The following is a 17,145-nucleotide window of genomic DNA, read 5'->3' as shown; positions in this document are numbered from 1 at the left end:
CATTTGATTTATTAGAATTAATATAAAATGTTTTTCATATCATTGCAGGAACTTATCTAACAAGATAACTTAGCCATTAAGAGCTTAGTCCAAAGGATGTCATGTGAAAAAAATATTTTTATTGTGTTTTATCTTTATTAACGTATTTTGCCCCCCTGCTTTTGCAGAAGAAACAACGCCACTAATAAATGAAAAAACACTAATTGCACTTGCGGAACAAGGCCAAGCCGAAGCTCAATTTAACTTAGGAATGTTTTATCAGTCTCATCAACAGTTTGACCAAGCTTTACACTGGTACCTTCTTTCTGCCAATCAAGGTTTTACAAAAGCACAAATTAACCTTGGCCTGATGTACCAGCAAGGAACTGGGGTAGAGCTAGATGAAAAACAAATGCTGCATTGGATGAAAATAGCAGCCGAAAGTGGTGACCCTATTGGCCAGATGAATATGGCCGAATATACCTTATATGGCATCAATGATTTATTAGAGAAAAACCCAGAAAAAGCTGAACGGTGGCTAAAAAAAGCGGCTGAACAACATTTTCAACCTGCGATGCTCACCCTCGCCTATTGGTATGAAGAGGGAAAAGCTATCACAAAAGACCCTCAAAAAGCCCAAAAAATATATCTTGCTCTTGCTGAAGAAAACCATCCACAAGCTCTGTATTTATTAGGCTACCAAGCAGCAGTAGGTATGTATGATAAGGTAAACTACCCTCTCGCGTTTCAATATTTTACCCGTGCCGCAGAATTGGGCTTTTCCCCCGCCCAAAACAGCTTAGGTATGTTGTTCTTAACTGGACAAGGTACCAAAAAAGATATCCAATCAGCTATAAAGTGGCTAACCCTAGCAGCTGAACAAGGTGAAGCTTCAGCTCAATTTAATATCGCGCTTATCTATGCGCGCGGTGATGGTATCAAAGCCGACCAAGCAAAAGCCTGTCACTGGTTTATCAAAGCCGCTCAGCAAAATAGTGCCGATGCGCAATATGCAGCAGGAGCTTGCTACCAATATGGTATGGGTGTTGAGGCCGATGATAAAAAAGCCCTACGCTGGTATCAACTCGCAGCCGCTAAAGGCCATGAGCGGGCTGAAAAGAAAGTGTTAATTTTAAAAAACCAGCAGCAATAAACTCTATTTTTCCAACTTACTGTTGTACCACTGATATGAGTAAGACAAAGAAAATCTGCATTGTTTATAACCAATGCAGAGCTTCTATCGATATATACTATTAATTCAAACACTCACAACTTGGCACGGTAAATCCGTTGCGGTCGGCCAACTTTGCCATACTCAATTTCAGCTTCAATTTTATCTTTCGCTAAACAATACTCCAAATAACGTCTTGCTGTAGTACGACTAAGTTTGATGGTTTCAGCAATACTTTCTGCCGTATATTGCACATCAGGTTCAGTAAACAACGCGAGTATTTTTTCAAGTGTAATGATATCAATACCTGTTGGAAGTTCTTCCTTTGATTCCCCTCTCGCATAAGTATTAAACATATCGTCAATTTTACTTTGATTGGTTTTGCTATTTTCCTGTACAACAGATTTACGTTGAATATACCTATCCAATGTTTGGCCTAAACGTTCATAAGCAATTGGCTTCACTAAATAGTCAAAAACGCCTAAACGAATGGCTTCAGAGACTGTGTCCATATCACTTGCGGCCGTCGTAAATACAATGTCTGCATTATTTCTTTCTTGTATTAACTCATGAACTAGGTCAATACCTTTTCCATCAGGTAAATAGTTGTCTAACAAGATAAGATCTGGCTTCATGTATTCAATCATTTTTCTCGCTTCCGCAAGATTACCTGCAAGCCAAACTTTGTCACATGCAGGATAGGCTTTTATATATTCGCTGTGCATTTCGGCAAGCAGCAACTCATCTTCCACTATGAGGATTTTTATCTTGATCATTTTATATCTTCACTTTCGGAATAAAAATTGAAAATACTGTACCATGCGGTTGATTTTCTTCAATAATCACTGCACCATTACAGCGTTTAACATAAGATGCAACGAGATATAACCCGATACCATGGCTATCTGCTATATCTGTTTTCGTTGTGACACCACGCTCAAACCATTTGTCTTGAATTTCTGACGGGAAACCACATCCCTGATCAGCGACTTCAATGACAATCTCCTTTCCTTCATCTGAAAGGTATAACTCAACTTGCTTATTACCCTGATTATTTTTCAAACTTGCTTCAAACGCATTATCGAGTAGATTACCCAAAATGGCACAAAATTCAGTACTATTTAATGAATCAGGTAATTCATGTAACTGACTACCCGCAGTAAATTTTAATTGTAAGCCTAGTTCTTTGGCTCGGTGGTGTTTACCAAATAATAAACCAGCAACTTGCTTATCAAAAAACTGCCCACGAAGTGTATCAATTAATTGTTGCTGAGATTCTGACTCCCCTTTAATTAGTGCCAACGCTTGGTCATATTCTTTCATTTGCAATAAACCGCTTAATGTTGACATCCAATTAAGGTGCTCGTGCCGTAACGTACGTAAACTTTCTATATATTGGCGAACTTGAGTCAACTGAGAGTTTAGCGATTCAATATCATTTTGGCTACGAAAGCTAATGACCGCCCCCACAAGATGTTCCCCATCACGAATTGCCACCCGATTTGCAATCACGTTTAGGCCATTAAATTCGCAAATCACATCATGCTTAGTCGTTTCAATATCGGTAATAAAAAAGTCGGCTGGCGAGATATGCTCCGACACAAAAGTCCCTGTTAACTGCCCTAGCGGCTTGCTTAGAGATAACATTTTCCGGGCATTAGAGTTAATATTAATAATCTGCCCTTGTATATTCACTGCGATAACACCTTCAAAAACAGCTTCAAATATCCCTTTTTGTACTAAGACTAATTGGGTTATTTCCTCAGGTTCCATACCCAACATTTGTTTTTGAATTAAACGTGAAAATGCCCATGATAAGAAGAGCAATATAATCAGTATCCCTAAAAAAGTGGCTCCTGTTTGTACGAATAACTCACTGAGTGATGTTTCTATTTTGTTGGATAGATAGCCAATAGAAACAACACCGATCACTTTACCTTGCTCATCAAAAATGGGTGTTTTTGCTCTAACAGCATTCCCCATTGAACCTTCGCCATTGATAAAATAGCTTTCCCCTTTCTCTAAGGCTCCTGGTTTGTTCCACTGCATTTGAAAACCAATTTTTTGACTATTTGGGTGATACAAACGAATCGAATTTTCATCACCAATAACAACATAATCGTAGTTAGAATCTTGGTTTAGTTTGTCAGCGATAACCTTCAACCCAGGAATATCTCTATACTTTACGGATTGAACAACACCATCAATAGAAGCAATCAGCTTTGCTTGGCTCATTGCTAACGATTGAATGTTCGCAATCAATCGATTTTCAGCTGTGTCCGTAAAATATTTACCCAGCCCGAGAGTTAAAAAAACAGAAACTATTAATAACAGAAAAAATACTCGTACTGAAAATGAAACTGAATTTACTTTTTTCAATGAGGAGAACGTATATTCTTTTTTCATGTTATATCTCGTTACTGGCTGAAAAGTAAAAATTTTGTTAACTCAAAAATGGTAGGATAACCGATAAATCGGATTCAAGCCAAAGATATAATACACATATTAATAATTAAACACATTAAAACCAAGCAATAAAAAACATATTCAATAATTAAAAACTTTAAAACCATTAAACAAATACAATCTCATTTGAGAAACATGAAATAGGTCAAATATATTAAATACAGTATCTTTAATATAAATATCAGAGAGGGTAATTAAATAAAAATTTATATTTGTTTTTATAAAAATAACCTAAGAGAATTTATTTAATTAACTTTAACATTAGCAACATTTTAAAAACATCTCTAAATGAGATGCAGGATACTATTATGTTCGAAAACATAACGTTTAACCAAGTAAAACGTCATGAGAACAGGAAACTTGCTGAAATAACTCAGTTTTTAAAGGAAAACGATTTAGAACTTGATTCAAGTATTGACGTTTTCATTACGATTTCTCGCAATGAAAAATTAATTGCGTGTGGAGGATTAGCAAAAAATGTTATTAAATGCGTTGCTATTAGCGATGATGCTCGAGGTGAAGGCCTTGCATTAAAATTAGCAACAGAACTGGTTAATCTTGCTTACGAAAATAATACAACTCATTTATTTATTTATACCAAATTTCAAAATGAAAGCTTATTCCAACAATGTGGTTTTCATACCATTGCCACAGTTCCTGATATTATGGTATTGATGGAAAATAGTTGCTGTTATCTAAAACGTTATATCGAAAGTTTAAAAGCACAACGTAAGGAAGGAAAAAAAATTGGCTCAATCGTTATGAATGCCAACCCCTTCACTCTTGGGCATCGTTATTTAATAGAGCAAGCTGCGAAGGCCTGTGATTGGCTACATCTATTTGTTGTCAAAGAAGATACATCACGTTTTCCTTATAAAGTTAGATTAAATTTAATTGAAGCAGGAACCAAAGGAATAGAAAATCTTACTATTCATAAAGGTTCGGAATATATTATTTCTCGAGCGACTTTTCCTTGTTACTTTATTAAAGATAAAACAGTTGCTAATAACTGTTATACCGAAATCGATATTAAGATTTTTCGTCAATATATTGCCCCTGCTTTAGGGATAACCCATCGATTCGTAGGCTCGGAACCTTTTTGCCAAGTCACCAACCAATATAACCAAGACATGCGCTTTTGGTTAAAAACCGATGCTATGAATTTTCCACCTATAGAACTCATTGAATTTCCGCGAACAATCATCAATGGAACGGCTGTTTCTGCCTCACAAGTTAGACGATTGCTCGCTAAAAAAGATCTTGCGGCGATTAAGCCGATTGTGCCTGAGGCAACCTATCAATATTTACAAGAGATGGTCGCCAATCAAGTCGCATCTGCTCAAAGCCACACCGAAAGTTCTGAATTAGCCATAGGTGAAATATGAAGATAAAGCATGCAGCAGTAGCTGGCACACTTGAGTCAAGTGATGTCATGGTTCGCATAGAGCCACTAGAAGACACTCAAGAGGTCTCAATACAAATTACCAGTAGTGTTGAAAAACAGTTTGGGGATGCTATCGCAAAAATCGTACAAGAAGTTATCCAGCAACATGATATTCAAGGGGCACAAATCATTGTAGATGATAAAGGAGCACTAGAATGCGTACTCAAAGCCCGCTTAGAAGCCTTATTGGCTCGCGCTTGTGATATCGACTATCTGCCTTGGGAGGATAAGTAATGACTCCAGAACAAAAATCACGCACACGCAGAAGTATGCTGTTTGTTCCCGGCTCCAATGCAGCTATGTTGAGCAATTCCTTTATTTATAAAGCGGATGCTTTAATGTTCGACCTTGAGGACTCCGTCACTTTGCGCGAAAAAGATACGGCTCGTCGCTTGGTTTACCATGCATTGCAGCACCCACTTTATCAAGATATTGAAACCATTGTACGGGTCAATGCATTAGATTCCGCTTTTGGTGTTGCTGACCTTGAAGCCGTTGTTCGCGGTGGTGCGGATATCGTCCGCCTTCCTAAAACGGATACGGCACAAGATGTTATTGATATTGAAAGTGAAATCTTGCGTATAGAAAAAAGCTGTGGCCGCGAAGAAGGCAGCACAGGTTTGCTAGCCGCTATTGAATCACCAATGGGCATCACTCAAGCTGTGAATATTGCTCATTCATCACCAAGACTTATAGGCATCGCATTAGGTGCCGAGGACTATGTCCGCAATTTGCGCACCGAGCGGTCTCCAGACGGCGTAGAACTCCTCTATGCTCGGTGCGCCATTTTACAAGCCGCTCGATCAGCAGGTATTCAAGCGTTTGATACCGTTTATTCTGATGCTAATAATGAAGAAGGTTTCCTACGCGAAGCCGCTCACATTAAACAGCTCGGCTTTGATGGCAAATCATTAATTAACCCAAGACAAATTGAGTTACTTCATAATTTATATGCACCAACTCAAAAAGAAGTCGACCATGCACAGCGTGTTGTTGAAGCCGCGGATGCCGCAGCCCTTGAAGGTAAAGGCGTAGTTTCATTGAACGGAAAAATGGTCGATGGCCCAGTTATTGACAGAGCTCGCCTCGTATTATCACGAGCAGCATTATCAGGAATTCGGGAAGAGTGAGGCAATAAAAATGACAAATAATACTCAGCGCCAGGCTCGCGTATCAGCCTACTTACAACCAAATACTGACGATGTACTACGTGAATTTAAAGATATTGGTAAAGTACAACAGCAGGTACAAAAGCCGAGAAATCGCAAATTGTGTGATGACTTGCAAGTCGCTATTCGCCGTTCTGGTCTTAAAGACGGTATGACCATTTCTTTCCATCACGCCTTTCGTGGTGGAGACCTTACGGTCAATATGGTGATGCAAGTCATTGCAGAGATGGGCTTTCGCAACTTAACACTTGCATCCAGTTCATTAAGTGCTTGCCATTCACCACTTGTTGAACATATTCGTCATGGGGTTATTCGTAAAATTTATACCTCTGGTATCCGAGGCCCGCTCGCTGAAGCCATTTCACGTGGTGAGTTAGAAGAACCCGTACAAATCCATTCACATGGTGGAAGAGCCAATCTAATTCATAGCGGTGAACTAGTTATTGATGTGGCATTTATTGGCGTGCCATCATGTGATGAATACGGTAATGCAAACGGATATACCGGAACGGCCTGCTGTGGCTCTTTAGGTTATGCCAAAATTGACGCTGAAACTGCGAAAAAAGTGGTGATGTTAACGGAAGAGATACTCGATTACCCCCATAACCCATCCAGTATTAAACAAGATGAAGTCGATTATATCGTCAAAGTTAAACGCGTGGGTGATGCGGATAAAATCGGGGCAGATGCAACTCGTATGACATCGAACCCTCGTGAACTTCTGATTGCGCGTACCGCAGCGGATGTTATCGAAAAATCCGGTTATTTCAAAGATGGTTTCTCATTACAAACCGGTACTGGTGGCGCCTCTTTGGCCGTTACTCGCTTCCTTGAAGATAAAATGAGACGCCATAACATTCAAGCTGGTTTCGCACTTGGCGGTATTACCTCAACTATCGTTGATTTACATGAAAAAGGGTTAATTCGCAAATTATTAGATGTTCAAAGCTTTGATAAAGCGGCAGCTGAATCACTTGCTCGCAACCCGAATCATATTGAAATCAGTGCTAACCAATATGCCTGTTTTGATTCGAAAGGTGCTTCCGTTGATATGCTTGATGTCGTCGTACTCAGTGCGTTAGAAATCGATACACGCTTTAATGTCAATGTGTTAACAGGGTCTGACGGTGTTATTCGTGGTGCATCTGGAGGTCATAGTGATACTGCTGTAGCCTCAAAACTGTCAATTATTGTTGCTCCGCTTGTCCGAGGACGTATTCCAACGTTAGTGGATGAAGTTCTCACTTGTGTTACACCAGGTTCCAGTGTCGATATTCTTGTCACTGACCATGGTATTACGGTTAACCCTGCACGCCCTGAATTAAAACAGCAACTTGAAAGCCAAGGTATTAAAACCGTTTCAATGAGCTGGTTAAGAGAACGAGCACAATTATTAACCGGTACTCCTAACCCAATTGAATTTACAGATAAAGCTGTTGCGGTTGTCCGCTATCGTGATGGTTCAATCATTGATGTTGTTCATCAAGTGAAGGAGTAAATATGTTTTACCCACTGCCTGATACTCAAGAGCAATTTGAAATTTCTTTACCTGAACTGTTGGATAGCCGTGATGCCCGTCAGGCTCGCCAACAAGCGTGGATTGGTCTCCATCAGGTAACCTTGATTTCATTTACTGTCGTTTTTCCTGGAGCTGTCAAAGACAATTCTCTTGTTAGACATGTGTTTAATCAGGGCTTAAATGCGCTTGAACAAATTGCTTCATGCGGGCAGTGGGTGTTTTTATCACAACAATCTTGGGCATTCAAAACGGGGCCGGAATGCTTGGTCGCCGTTGATGGTGATGCTATCGAGATAAAAAAAGCGTTAATTCACCTAGAAGGATCGTCTGCTGTTGGTCGGTTATGGGACTTTGATGTGTTTGATGCGAATGGACAGCAATATTCGCGATCTCAATTAAATTTGCCACCAAGACGATGCTTAATTTGTGAAAATGAAGCAAAAATTTGTGCTCGTCAACGGACACATTCATTGGTTGAGATACTTGATCGTATCGAGGAGTTAGCAAATGCAACCTATTAAACAACTCAGCCATATCAATGAAAAATTAACTCGCTATTACAGCCAATTAGCATGGCAAGCGATGTTGGCCGAAGTGAATTTAACCCCTAAGCCCGGGTTAGTTGATAAACACAATACCGGTGCCCATAAAGATATGGCATTGACTGACTTTCATTTAAGTGCCAATGCCATCGCGACACATTTTCCACGATTTTTACAGGCAGGCGCTCAATATAAAAATTGCCCTATAGCGCAACTATTACCTTACATTCGCCCTATTGGAATGGATTGCGAAAGGTCGATGTTCCGTGCAACAAAAGGCGTTAATACCCATAAAGGCAGTATTTTTTCCTTAGGTTTAGTCTTAACCGCAATAGGCCGTTTGATTGCACAACAACAATGTGTCTCACCGGAAAATGTCAGCTTATTGGTTGCTAGTATGTGTAAGGGAATTACCAATGAACTTAAACAAAAAACCGAAAAACCCACCGCAGGCGAGCGTTTATACCAGAGCCATGGGCTAACGGGTGCAAGAGGTGAAGCCGAAGGCGGTTACTCGTTAGTAATCAAACATTCACTTCCTTATTATTTACAGCAACTCGCTAAAGGCAAACTAGCCGATATTGCCCTACTTGATACCTTGATTCTATTAATGAGCCTGAATGACGATACGAATATTGTCAACCGTGGGGGTGTCAACGGCTTAGCATGGGTAAAACAACGCGCGGAACAGTTATTAATTGCTGGTATCAATACCTGTGATGACTTAGTTAAAGTTAAACATTTTGATAATGAATGTATTCAGCTAAATGTGAGCCCAGGGGGAAGTGCAGACTTATTAATTCTAACTTGGTTCTTTGCACGATTACCCAATCATTCTTTTATTTAACATTAAGTAATTTTTTAATACTAATAAAATAGGAATAATTTAAAAAATAAAAAAATTTAACCAAATAAAAACCAATTAACTATTTAACTAAATTATATACCTTAGGGTGAATTACTAATGAAGAATTAAAATCATTTTATTCACTCAAGATACAGCCATATTTAAAATATCGTCATTTTAACAAATTCCTAATATTAAAGTTCATTCAATTTAATATTAAATAAATTTAATATTGATTTAATCAAGGAAATTGGCTTATGCAAAAAGAAAAAATATGGAAGCTATTAATTTTAATAGCCATTCCAATTATTATTGCTTTAATACCAACACCAGCGGGTCTACCACATATTGCGTGGTTGCTATTCGGTCTTTATCTTGCCGCTATTGTTGGGCTGGTACTTAAACCATATTCAGAGCCTGTTATTTTATTAGCCACGATTGCTGCAAGTGCGGTAATTATTGGGGTAACGGGTACTAAAGATGTCAAAGCAAGCGAAGTTTTAAGCGGATATGCATCCGGTACGACATGGCTTGTATTTGCTGCATTTACTCTGAGTGCTGCCTTTGTTATTACCGGTTTAGGTAAACGTCTTTCTTATATTTTGATTGGTAAATTAGGCGGTACAACATTAGGCCTCGGTTATGTAACCGCAATCCTTGATTTAATTATCGCTCCTGCGACGCCATCGAATACAGCACGTGCTGGGGGAATTGTTTTTCCAATCATCAATAGTGTGGCCGTTGCTTTAGGGTCTGATCCAGAAAAAAGCCCACGTAAAGCAGGTCACTACCTCCTCGTCAACGTGTATATGGTGACCAAAACCACCAGCTATATGTTCTTGACAGCAATGGCGCCGAATGCACTCGCCCTTGCCATGATGAGTGACATTATGGGCATCCATTTAAGTTGGGGCGGATGGGCACTTGCCGCCTCTGTACCGGGTTTAATCATGCTGATTTTGACGCCGTTAATGATCTACAAACTGTATCCGCCTGAGTTGAAAAAGGTGAATAACAAAGAGATCGCAGCTAAAGGTCTTGAAGATTTAGGCCCAATGACTATGCGTGAAAAATTGCTGGGGATTGTCTTTGTTATTGCACTGTGCGGCTGGATTTTCTCTGACCTTATCGGTGTTAGTGCGTCTAGTGTCGCGATTGCGGTCATGGCATTAACCCTGATCCTCGGTGTTGTAACTTGGGATGACGTACTGAAGAATAAAGGCGGCTGGAATACCCTGATTTGGTACGGTGGTATTATCAGTATGTCAGGCGTACTCACAAAAGCAGGCTTCTTCAAGTGGCTCGCAGATACCATGAGCCAATACCTTTCTTTCGGTGACCAAGCGATGCTGGCGTTCTTTGTCATCATGTTCATCAGTGTTGCCATTCGCTATTTATTCGCCTCTGGTGGTGCCTACGTTGCAGCCATGGTGCCGGTATTTGCCACTGTAGGTATGGTTGCAGGGGCTCCTCCGATGTTGCTCGCTCTGGGCTTACTGTTCTCGAATGCTTATGGCGGAAGCGTAACGCACTATGGCGGTGCAGCAGCACCTATCGTATTCGGTGCAGGTTATAACGATATCCGTTCTTGGTGGATCATCGGCGGGTTAGTTGCCTTCATTAGTTTATTTGTTCACATGACGATCGGTTTAGGTTGGTGGGAAATTTTAATTAGTACTGGATTAATTTAATTCTTCGTCAATAAACCGACACGACGGGCACAATCATGATTGTGCCCTAATTAACAACAAAATTATTAATTTCTCGCTGTTCCAGAGTTATTTGCAGTCTTGGCGCTATAACGTGAACTTTATTGGAGCAACCTTAATTCAGACTTAAGTTTACCCTAATAATATTAAGTCAGTTTACCCTAAATAGTTCGCGTTGTAGCAAGGCGGCAAAACGAAGGCATCCCGAGGAGCATACATCAGTATGTGACTTGGGGGGCTGAGTGCAGCCAACACAGCTACAGCGTGAAATATGACGGGTAAACAGATGAAAAAAATTCCTTGTACACTAATGCGTGGCGGCACCTCGAAAGGCGTATTCCTTTTAGCGGACTCTCTCCCTAAAGACACTCAACAACGGGATGAACTGATCCTTGCTATTATGGGTTCTGGTCATGCTTTGCAAATTGATGGTATTGGTGGGGGTAGCCCACAAACCAGCAAAGTCGCTATTATTAGCTCTTCAACTCATCCTGATGCTGATATTGATTATTTATTCGCTCAGGTTTCTATTACTGAACGTATTGTTGATACCGCACCAAATTGCGGAAATATTCTTTGTGCCGTGGGTTCTTTTGCGATTGAAAAGGGGTTAGTTCCTATTACTGGTAAAACAACCACTGTCAGGATCCGTAATGTCAATACGAACACTTTCGTCAACTCTACGGTGCAAACACCTGATGGTCATGTGGATTATGATGGTGATACCGAAATTGCTAGTGTACCCGGCCATGCCGCGCCTGTTGCCCTGACATTTTTAAATGCGTGTGGAACAAAAACAGGAAAATTGCTTCCTACTGGTCATGCTATTGATACCATTGAAGGCATTGATGTCAGTTGTATTGATATGGCAATGCCTGTGGTATTAATTGATGCTCCTCAGCTCAATAAAACTGGTTATGAAACTGCGGAGCAACTTGAATCCGATACCGAATTTATGCAAAAGCTGGAAACTATTCGTATAAAAGCCGGGGCAGCGATGGGACTTGGTGATGTGAGCAAAAAAGTTATTCCTAAACCCATATTGATTTCACCCGCCATTCACGGTGGAACCATTAATGTCCGCTATTTTATGCCGCATAAATGCCATGGCGCTCTTGCCGTGACTGGTGCTATTGCCATTGCCACAAGTACTATTGTTCCTAATAGTATTACCCAGCAATATGTTCACTCTGTTGATATGAAAAACATTGCTATTGAGCATTTAAGTGGCAAATTTGATGTGTCGTTAAACCAACAAGGCAACTCACCGGAAGAGCTTCAAGCTTCAATTATTCGAACTGCAAGAAAACTCTTTGAAGGCGATGTCTACGTTCCTTAAAACTAATATCTTGGCCTGCCTCTTATCTAGAGGCAGGTGATTAATTTTATTTTTCTGCAAATAACGGTTCAAAATTACCATCAATATAATAGGAAACTTGATGTGCCTCATCTGGCGTTGGCAACTCCAACTTCCCTGCCATTTTTTCCATAACTTGCTCCGGCACTGCATACTTACGTTGTTGATTTTGTTGCCGCCACTGTTTAAATGGCACTTCCAAGTAAACTAAATGGATTTTGGCTTGATAACGTTCAAATAAGCTGATCATGGTTCCCCGTAAAGAGGCACTTAATGATGTTGCATTCCAAATAAAATGTGTTTTAGTGCGTAACAATCGTTTTGCTTGCTCTTTAGCTTGCTGAGCCACCCACCCTTGTGCATTTTTATCTGCAGGGTTGATTTTATGTTCTCGGCGAATATCATCTAAACACACGACTGCCGTTTGTGGGTAAAACTGTTTGCTAAAATGGTCTTTTCCCATCCCCGGCAAACCACATAGCATAATCACTTCGCTCCCTATTTCTTCAAAAGGTTGGTAATCCGTAGTGCCTTTTTGATGATGAAAATAATGGAAGCGCCCAGCTGGTGAAGCGAATGATTTAGGTTTGTCCCAACAGCCCTGCTCACGACAAAATAATTCAAATAGCTCGATTCTAACTAATAATTCCGCTTTATCTTCACATGTACGCCCTATCGCATCAGCTTTCGCTAACATGCACAATAAAGGCATTTCAACGCGCAATGATGCCGCAAATAATGTACGTTCAGGATCTGGCTTTTCCATTAACCAAAGCGGTAGACCATGAAATCGAACTAAAGCCGCAATCTGTTCACGAATAGCAAAAGGTGTTTCTATTTGTCGAAATAATATATTTCGTACAGATAATTCACCTTTTTTAGCATGTCCAGGCGAATGAATCCGCCCCTCTTCATCTTCTTTTGTCGTACTACGTTTTTCAACATCATGCAGCAACGCTGCCGCCCAAACGATTTGTTGTTTAAGTTCTGGAAGCTGTTGATATTCAGGTAAATCTTCCAAAGCCGCTAACACCATTTGAGTGTGAATGGCCACATTACCTTCCGCATGGTGCAAACGGTCTTGCGGCACATATTGCATATCACGCACAAAATCGAACTGTTTTTCAAGCTGCGCCCAATCACGACATTGGGTTAATTGCCAACTCATGGTTGTTCTCCTTGTAATTCAAAGGCCAGCTTGGCTCTCTGCCAATGCCGTTTCCAGTGGATATCTGTTTTGACATGGTTTTTACGCACATATTTAAAAACATGCGCCATAAAATCATCCACATGAAACCCTTGGCTATCACGGCTCACAATCCCTTCCATGCTACAGGCTTTCCCTGTATGTGTATCACGCGCAATAAATTGACTATCTAATGATGCCGCAGTAATTAATGAACTTGCATACTCTTGCTTATCCATCTGTTTACTGAGTGATAAATCTAATTGTGGGACAGTTGGAAAATCAAATAAAGCCGCATAAAATTGCACCTCTTCCCAACTAAGCCAATACTCCCCTTGCCTAACAGCAAACACATAGAAATAATCTTCAATATGTTGATATTCAATGGAATGTATTGCATAAAGGTTTTCGCCGAAGAGTTCGATATCCCCTAAATCATCTTTAATCAGCTGCCAACGTTGGCGAATTTGCTGGCTCCATGCCGATTGGGTTGGGGCACCATGAGAGCGTGCAAAAACTCCATGGCGGTTTAAGCAATTATTTTCACCATCCAGTTTTTCTGTGTGAACCAGTTTGTTTATATTTTGGATGTGCGACCACCAATCGCTATTGATGCGATCATCACTAGTCGTACCAGGGGAGAACGGATAGTGATACGTTCTACCATACTTTCTTGATTGCATATTCATCATGCTTTCTCTAAAGAAATAGAAATAACCACAAATCTTTTGTTAGATTTGCGTCTTTAATTGTTGAGAAATCAAGAGTAGGTATTACATATCTATTCCGAGTAACGGCCTCATTTTTGCTTGGCTAATAGTTAAAATTAGCGAAATTGAAGGAAAACAGTTGAATTTTAGTCTAATTGTCAAGAAAAAGGCTATCAATTTATTCCTAATCTCATTACTAACGCAACTATTCAACTGTTATACAATTTTCATCTAGGGAATATTTCACTACCACTTTATTACGATACAAACAATTATCCTGCAGAGTGATAGGTTCTTGTCCTTTGGTTGTTACTTTTTGCCAAATTTCATTATGACGGTATATAACTTCATTCTCTCGGGTAAATTTATGGTTTTTCTCATAAATATGGTATTTGTGTTCACGAGGAGTGCAGCTCAATAACTCCCCTTCGAGTTGATGTTCTGCAATATTAAATACCAACTGAAAAGCACTTTGTGTCGGATTATAAAAAACCAAATCGATATAATTATAAAAAATTGCCGCCCCAGAACCAAAAGGCAATACCCGCCCTTCATCTGGAAATGGGTCAAAACTATGATTAGCACGCTCAACCACTTGTAATGGAGAATGCAATACCATCCAATGAATTAAATTACTCAGTTGACAAATTCCCCCGCCAATCCCTGAACGAGCCTCACCAAACGAAAGTTCCATACCTTCAAGAAAACCTCTGCGCGCGGTTGGTTTTCCAACGAGCCGACAAAATGAGAAGTATTCCCCTGGGTAGATGATGACTCCATTCATCGCTTCTGCAGCAATACGTAAGTTTGTCACTTTGTTGTATTGTAAACGTAGGTCTGACTCACCTAATTTACGGATCAGCTTAGATGTGTGCTTGTTGTAGCGATACTCAAGACGTTCATTGGATTTTAATTTCGCATAATATTTGGCGGAAAATGCCCAATGCAATCGTCGAGCTAAACGTTTTTGGGTGACACGCAGCCAATAGAGAATAGGATGATAAGAAGAAAGCGGCCTACGCATAACAAACCTTATTGATATCATTAACCAATAAATCATGTCATAGCCCTTTGCTTTACGACATAGTAACTATCTGATAAACCCAATAATTGATAAAAGAAAATAATCCAGCACGCAAAATAAAAACCATTTGTTCTAAATATTTCATGTCACAGCTAGGCGGCAAAAAAGTAAATCCCTAGGCGCATACACAAGTATGTGACTAGGGTTTACTTTTGAAGCCAACAACGCTGTGGCATTAAAGCCAACGAACAAATTAATACAAGCCGATTAGCGCCCCAGTCGCTAATAAAAAGAAACTGAACAACCAAATCCAGCCAAACGAATAACGTAAGTGGCGGCCCATATCAATTCCAGCCAACCCCATAGCTAGCCATGCCGCTGGAGAAAAAGGACTCACGAAGGTCCCTGCGTTGTTACCTATCGCCATGGCGTAAACAACAGAAGATGGGTCAACACCAACTGTGGCGGCAATTTGTTGAATTATTGGTAGTAAGGCAAAATAGTAAGCATCGGTACTGGTAAAAATATCCATCGGTACACCTAAAATACCGACAAAAATATGGACTTTAGAAACCCATTCGGTTGGTAAGATAGCCGTTAAGTCTGTTGCGATTGACTCAAGCATGCCACCTTCCGATAAAATACCCAAAAATGCTCCCGCCGCTAATATAATAGCAACCATTCCCAACGCTTGTGGTGCATGGGCGGCCAAAATTTTCATTTGGTCTCTAGGATTAGGGAAATTCACCATCAAGGCAATGGAAAGTGCAATCATAAAAACATAAGGTGCAGATAATAAACCAAATGCTAAACACACAACGGAAGCAACAATTAACCCACCATTGATGAGTGGTTTTTTAGGTTTTTGAACCGTTTCTGTTATATCTGCAGTGTCGTCACTGACAGGTAACAAAGAATCCATTTCATATGGCGTAGTTCCTTTCAAACTGGCCGCTGCAATACGTCGTTTCTCACGTAACCCCATCAGAATAGCAAATACCACTGCGCCACCCATACCAATTAGTTGTACTGGGATCAAATGTTGCCAAAGGGTCGAAGCATCAATTCCGGTTACAGCTGAAGCTCGGCCTAATGGCCCGCCCCAAGGTACCATATTCATGACACCCATACTGGCGCACATCAGTAGCAACATTAAATAGGGGCTCATACCAAGTTGACGGTATAAAGGTAACAATGCAGGAATAATAATTAAGAATGTCGCAGCGCCTGACCCATCGAGATGGACAATACCCGCAATTAACGTTGTCATAATACAAACAACAATAATATTTCCACGAGTCATTTTAACCATTAAACGGATCAACGGGTCAAAAATATGCAGGTCTTTCATTAAGCTAAAGAATAAAATCGCAAATAAAAACATAGCTGCGACTTTTGAGACTTTATTAATGCCGCTTTCAAAGAATACTGAAATTTCAGCAACAGAATAACCGGCAAATAAAGCACCAATAAAGGGGATACAAGACATTGCGATAATTGGGCTAACTTTTCCCATCATCAATAATGTTACTATCGATATAATGATTAAAATACCAATAATTGTCAGCACATCAATTTCCTTCTTAGAATTATATTTTTCAGGTGAACACAAAGCTTAGGATTAGCTAGTATCAGCTTAATAAGCTTGTTTCTTATATAAACCATTTAATATAACCGCAAGGAGTATTTTATATTTTTGCCTCACAAACAATGCATTAACGCTTATTTAAATTATCATTTAAAATAAAAAAATAGTTTTATTCACTATTAGAACCATTAAAACCATAAGCAGGCATTAACGCCATTTTATATTGGTGATTATTAATTTTATTTATAAGTTACAGAATTATAACAATCAAAAAATAATAGTTATTATTATATTTTATTTTTTATCTCATTTTTTTATATTTTTTCCCTCTTTTTGCATCATATTGCTAGGGAAATATACTTTTTATGGTATTGATCAAATCTGTAAAAATTTACTTGATTTTCCTTCAATAATTCGCTGTAAAACAAATTTTC

15 protein-coding genes are annotated in these 17,145 nt (G+C 39.6%); 9 read left to right on the top strand and 6 right to left on the bottom strand.

Annotated features, from left to right (window positions below):
• The first annotated feature begins 103 nt into the window (after window positions 1-103).
• Window positions 104-1,132, top strand: coding sequence for a tetratricopeptide repeat protein (locus tag PSF31_RS06000; RefSeq protein ID WP_004263349.1), 1,029 nt, complete (start codon window positions 104-106; stop codon window positions 1,130-1,132).
• A gap of 113 nt (window positions 1,133-1,245) precedes the next feature.
• On the opposite strand, the gene dpiA is transcribed toward PSF31_RS06000, so the two are convergent.
• Together dpiA and dpiB are read right to left on the bottom strand one after the other, a co-directional pair.
• Complete coding sequence (gene dpiA, locus PSF31_RS05995; protein ID WP_004263346.1) at window positions 1,246-1,926, bottom strand: two-component response regulator DpiA; 681 nt, start codon at window positions 1,924-1,926, stop codon at window positions 1,246-1,248.
• Between the two features lies 1 nt (window position 1,927).
• Window positions 1,928-3,556 (bottom strand): sensor histidine kinase DpiB, encoded by a 1,629-nt coding sequence (gene dpiB / locus PSF31_RS05990; protein ID WP_094961213.1) that lies wholly within the window; start codon window positions 3,554-3,556, stop codon window positions 1,928-1,930.
• 368 nt (window positions 3,557-3,924) lie between these two features.
• Here dpiB and citC point away from each other — a divergent pair, with 368 nt between their 5' ends.
• The 8 genes from citC (at window position 3,925) to PSF31_RS05950 (ending at window position 12,185) form a co-directional block, all read left to right on the top strand.
• Window positions 3,925-5,001 carry a [citrate (pro-3S)-lyase] ligase gene (gene citC, locus PSF31_RS05985; protein ID WP_164560979.1) on the top strand — a complete coding sequence of 359 codons (1,077 nt, stop codon included), beginning with the start codon at window positions 3,925-3,927 and terminating at the stop codon, window positions 4,999-5,001.
• A complete protein-coding gene (gene citD / locus PSF31_RS05980; protein ID WP_004255457.1) occupies window positions 4,998-5,294 on the top strand; it encodes a citrate lyase acyl carrier protein in 297 nt (98 codons plus the stop codon). The genes citC and citD overlap by 4 nt, the downstream gene beginning before the upstream one ends.
• The gene (gene citE, locus PSF31_RS05975) at window positions 5,294-6,190 is read left to right on the top strand and encodes a citrate (pro-3S)-lyase subunit beta (protein ID WP_004255459.1); all 897 of its coding nucleotides are present in this window, start codon (window positions 5,294-5,296) and stop codon (window positions 6,188-6,190) included. The genes citD and citE overlap by 1 nt, the downstream gene beginning before the upstream one ends.
• A 10-nt stretch (window positions 6,191-6,200) precedes the next feature.
• A complete protein-coding gene (gene citF / locus PSF31_RS05970) occupies window positions 6,201-7,727 on the top strand; it encodes a citrate lyase subunit alpha (RefSeq protein WP_096865105.1) in 1,527 nt (508 codons plus the stop codon).
• A gap of 2 nt (window positions 7,728-7,729) precedes the next feature.
• Window positions 7,730-8,269 carry a citrate lyase holo-[acyl-carrier protein] synthase gene (gene citX, locus PSF31_RS05965; RefSeq protein ID WP_004255463.1) on the top strand — a complete coding sequence of 180 codons (540 nt, stop codon included), beginning with the start codon at window positions 7,730-7,732 and terminating at the stop codon, window positions 8,267-8,269.
• Window positions 8,256-9,137: a triphosphoribosyl-dephospho-CoA synthase CitG gene (gene citG, locus PSF31_RS05960; RefSeq protein ID WP_096865104.1), complete on the top strand. Its 882-nt coding sequence runs from the start codon at window positions 8,256-8,258 to the stop codon at window positions 9,135-9,137. Before citX ends, citG begins: the two co-directional genes overlap by 14 nt.
• A 257-nt stretch (window positions 9,138-9,394) precedes the next feature.
• Window positions 9,395-10,828 (top strand): anion permease, encoded by a 1,434-nt coding sequence (locus PSF31_RS05955; RefSeq protein WP_096865103.1) that lies wholly within the window; start codon window positions 9,395-9,397, stop codon window positions 10,826-10,828.
• A gap of 304 nt (window positions 10,829-11,132) precedes the next feature.
• A complete protein-coding gene (locus PSF31_RS05950) occupies window positions 11,133-12,185 on the top strand; it encodes a 4-oxalomesaconate tautomerase (protein ID WP_036957831.1) in 1,053 nt (350 codons plus the stop codon).
• Window positions 12,186-12,231: 46 nt separating this feature from the next.
• On the opposite strand, the gene PSF31_RS05945 is transcribed toward PSF31_RS05950, so the two are convergent.
• The 4 genes from PSF31_RS05945 to PSF31_RS05930 form a co-directional block, all read right to left on the bottom strand.
• Window positions 12,232-13,371 (bottom strand): AAA family ATPase, encoded by a 1,140-nt coding sequence (locus PSF31_RS05945; protein WP_004255475.1) that lies wholly within the window; start codon window positions 13,369-13,371, stop codon window positions 12,232-12,234.
• Window positions 13,368-14,078 carry an RNA ligase family protein gene (locus tag PSF31_RS05940; RefSeq protein WP_094961205.1) on the bottom strand — a complete coding sequence of 237 codons (711 nt, stop codon included), beginning with the start codon at window positions 14,076-14,078 and terminating at the stop codon, window positions 13,368-13,370. The genes PSF31_RS05945 and PSF31_RS05940 overlap by 4 nt, the downstream gene beginning before the upstream one ends.
• A gap of 226 nt (window positions 14,079-14,304) precedes the next feature.
• Entirely contained in the window at window positions 14,305-15,159 is an 855-nt protein-coding gene (locus PSF31_RS05935; protein ID WP_004255480.1) for a VanW family protein, read from the bottom strand.
• Window positions 15,160-15,376: 217 nt separating this feature from the next.
• Window positions 15,377-16,693, bottom strand: a complete 1,317-nt coding sequence (locus tag PSF31_RS05930; RefSeq protein WP_036957833.1) for a CitMHS family transporter — start codon at window positions 16,691-16,693, stop codon at window positions 15,377-15,379.
• Window positions 16,694-17,145 lie beyond the last annotated feature (452 nt).

The sequence above is a fragment of the Providencia sp. PROV156 genome, from assembly GCF_028480905.1.
Taxonomy (GTDB): domain Bacteria; phylum Pseudomonadota; class Gammaproteobacteria; order Enterobacterales; family Enterobacteriaceae; genus Providencia; species Providencia hangzhouensis.
Note: the sequence above shows the minus strand (reverse complement) of the source record. Positions and strands in the feature narration are given on the sequence as shown.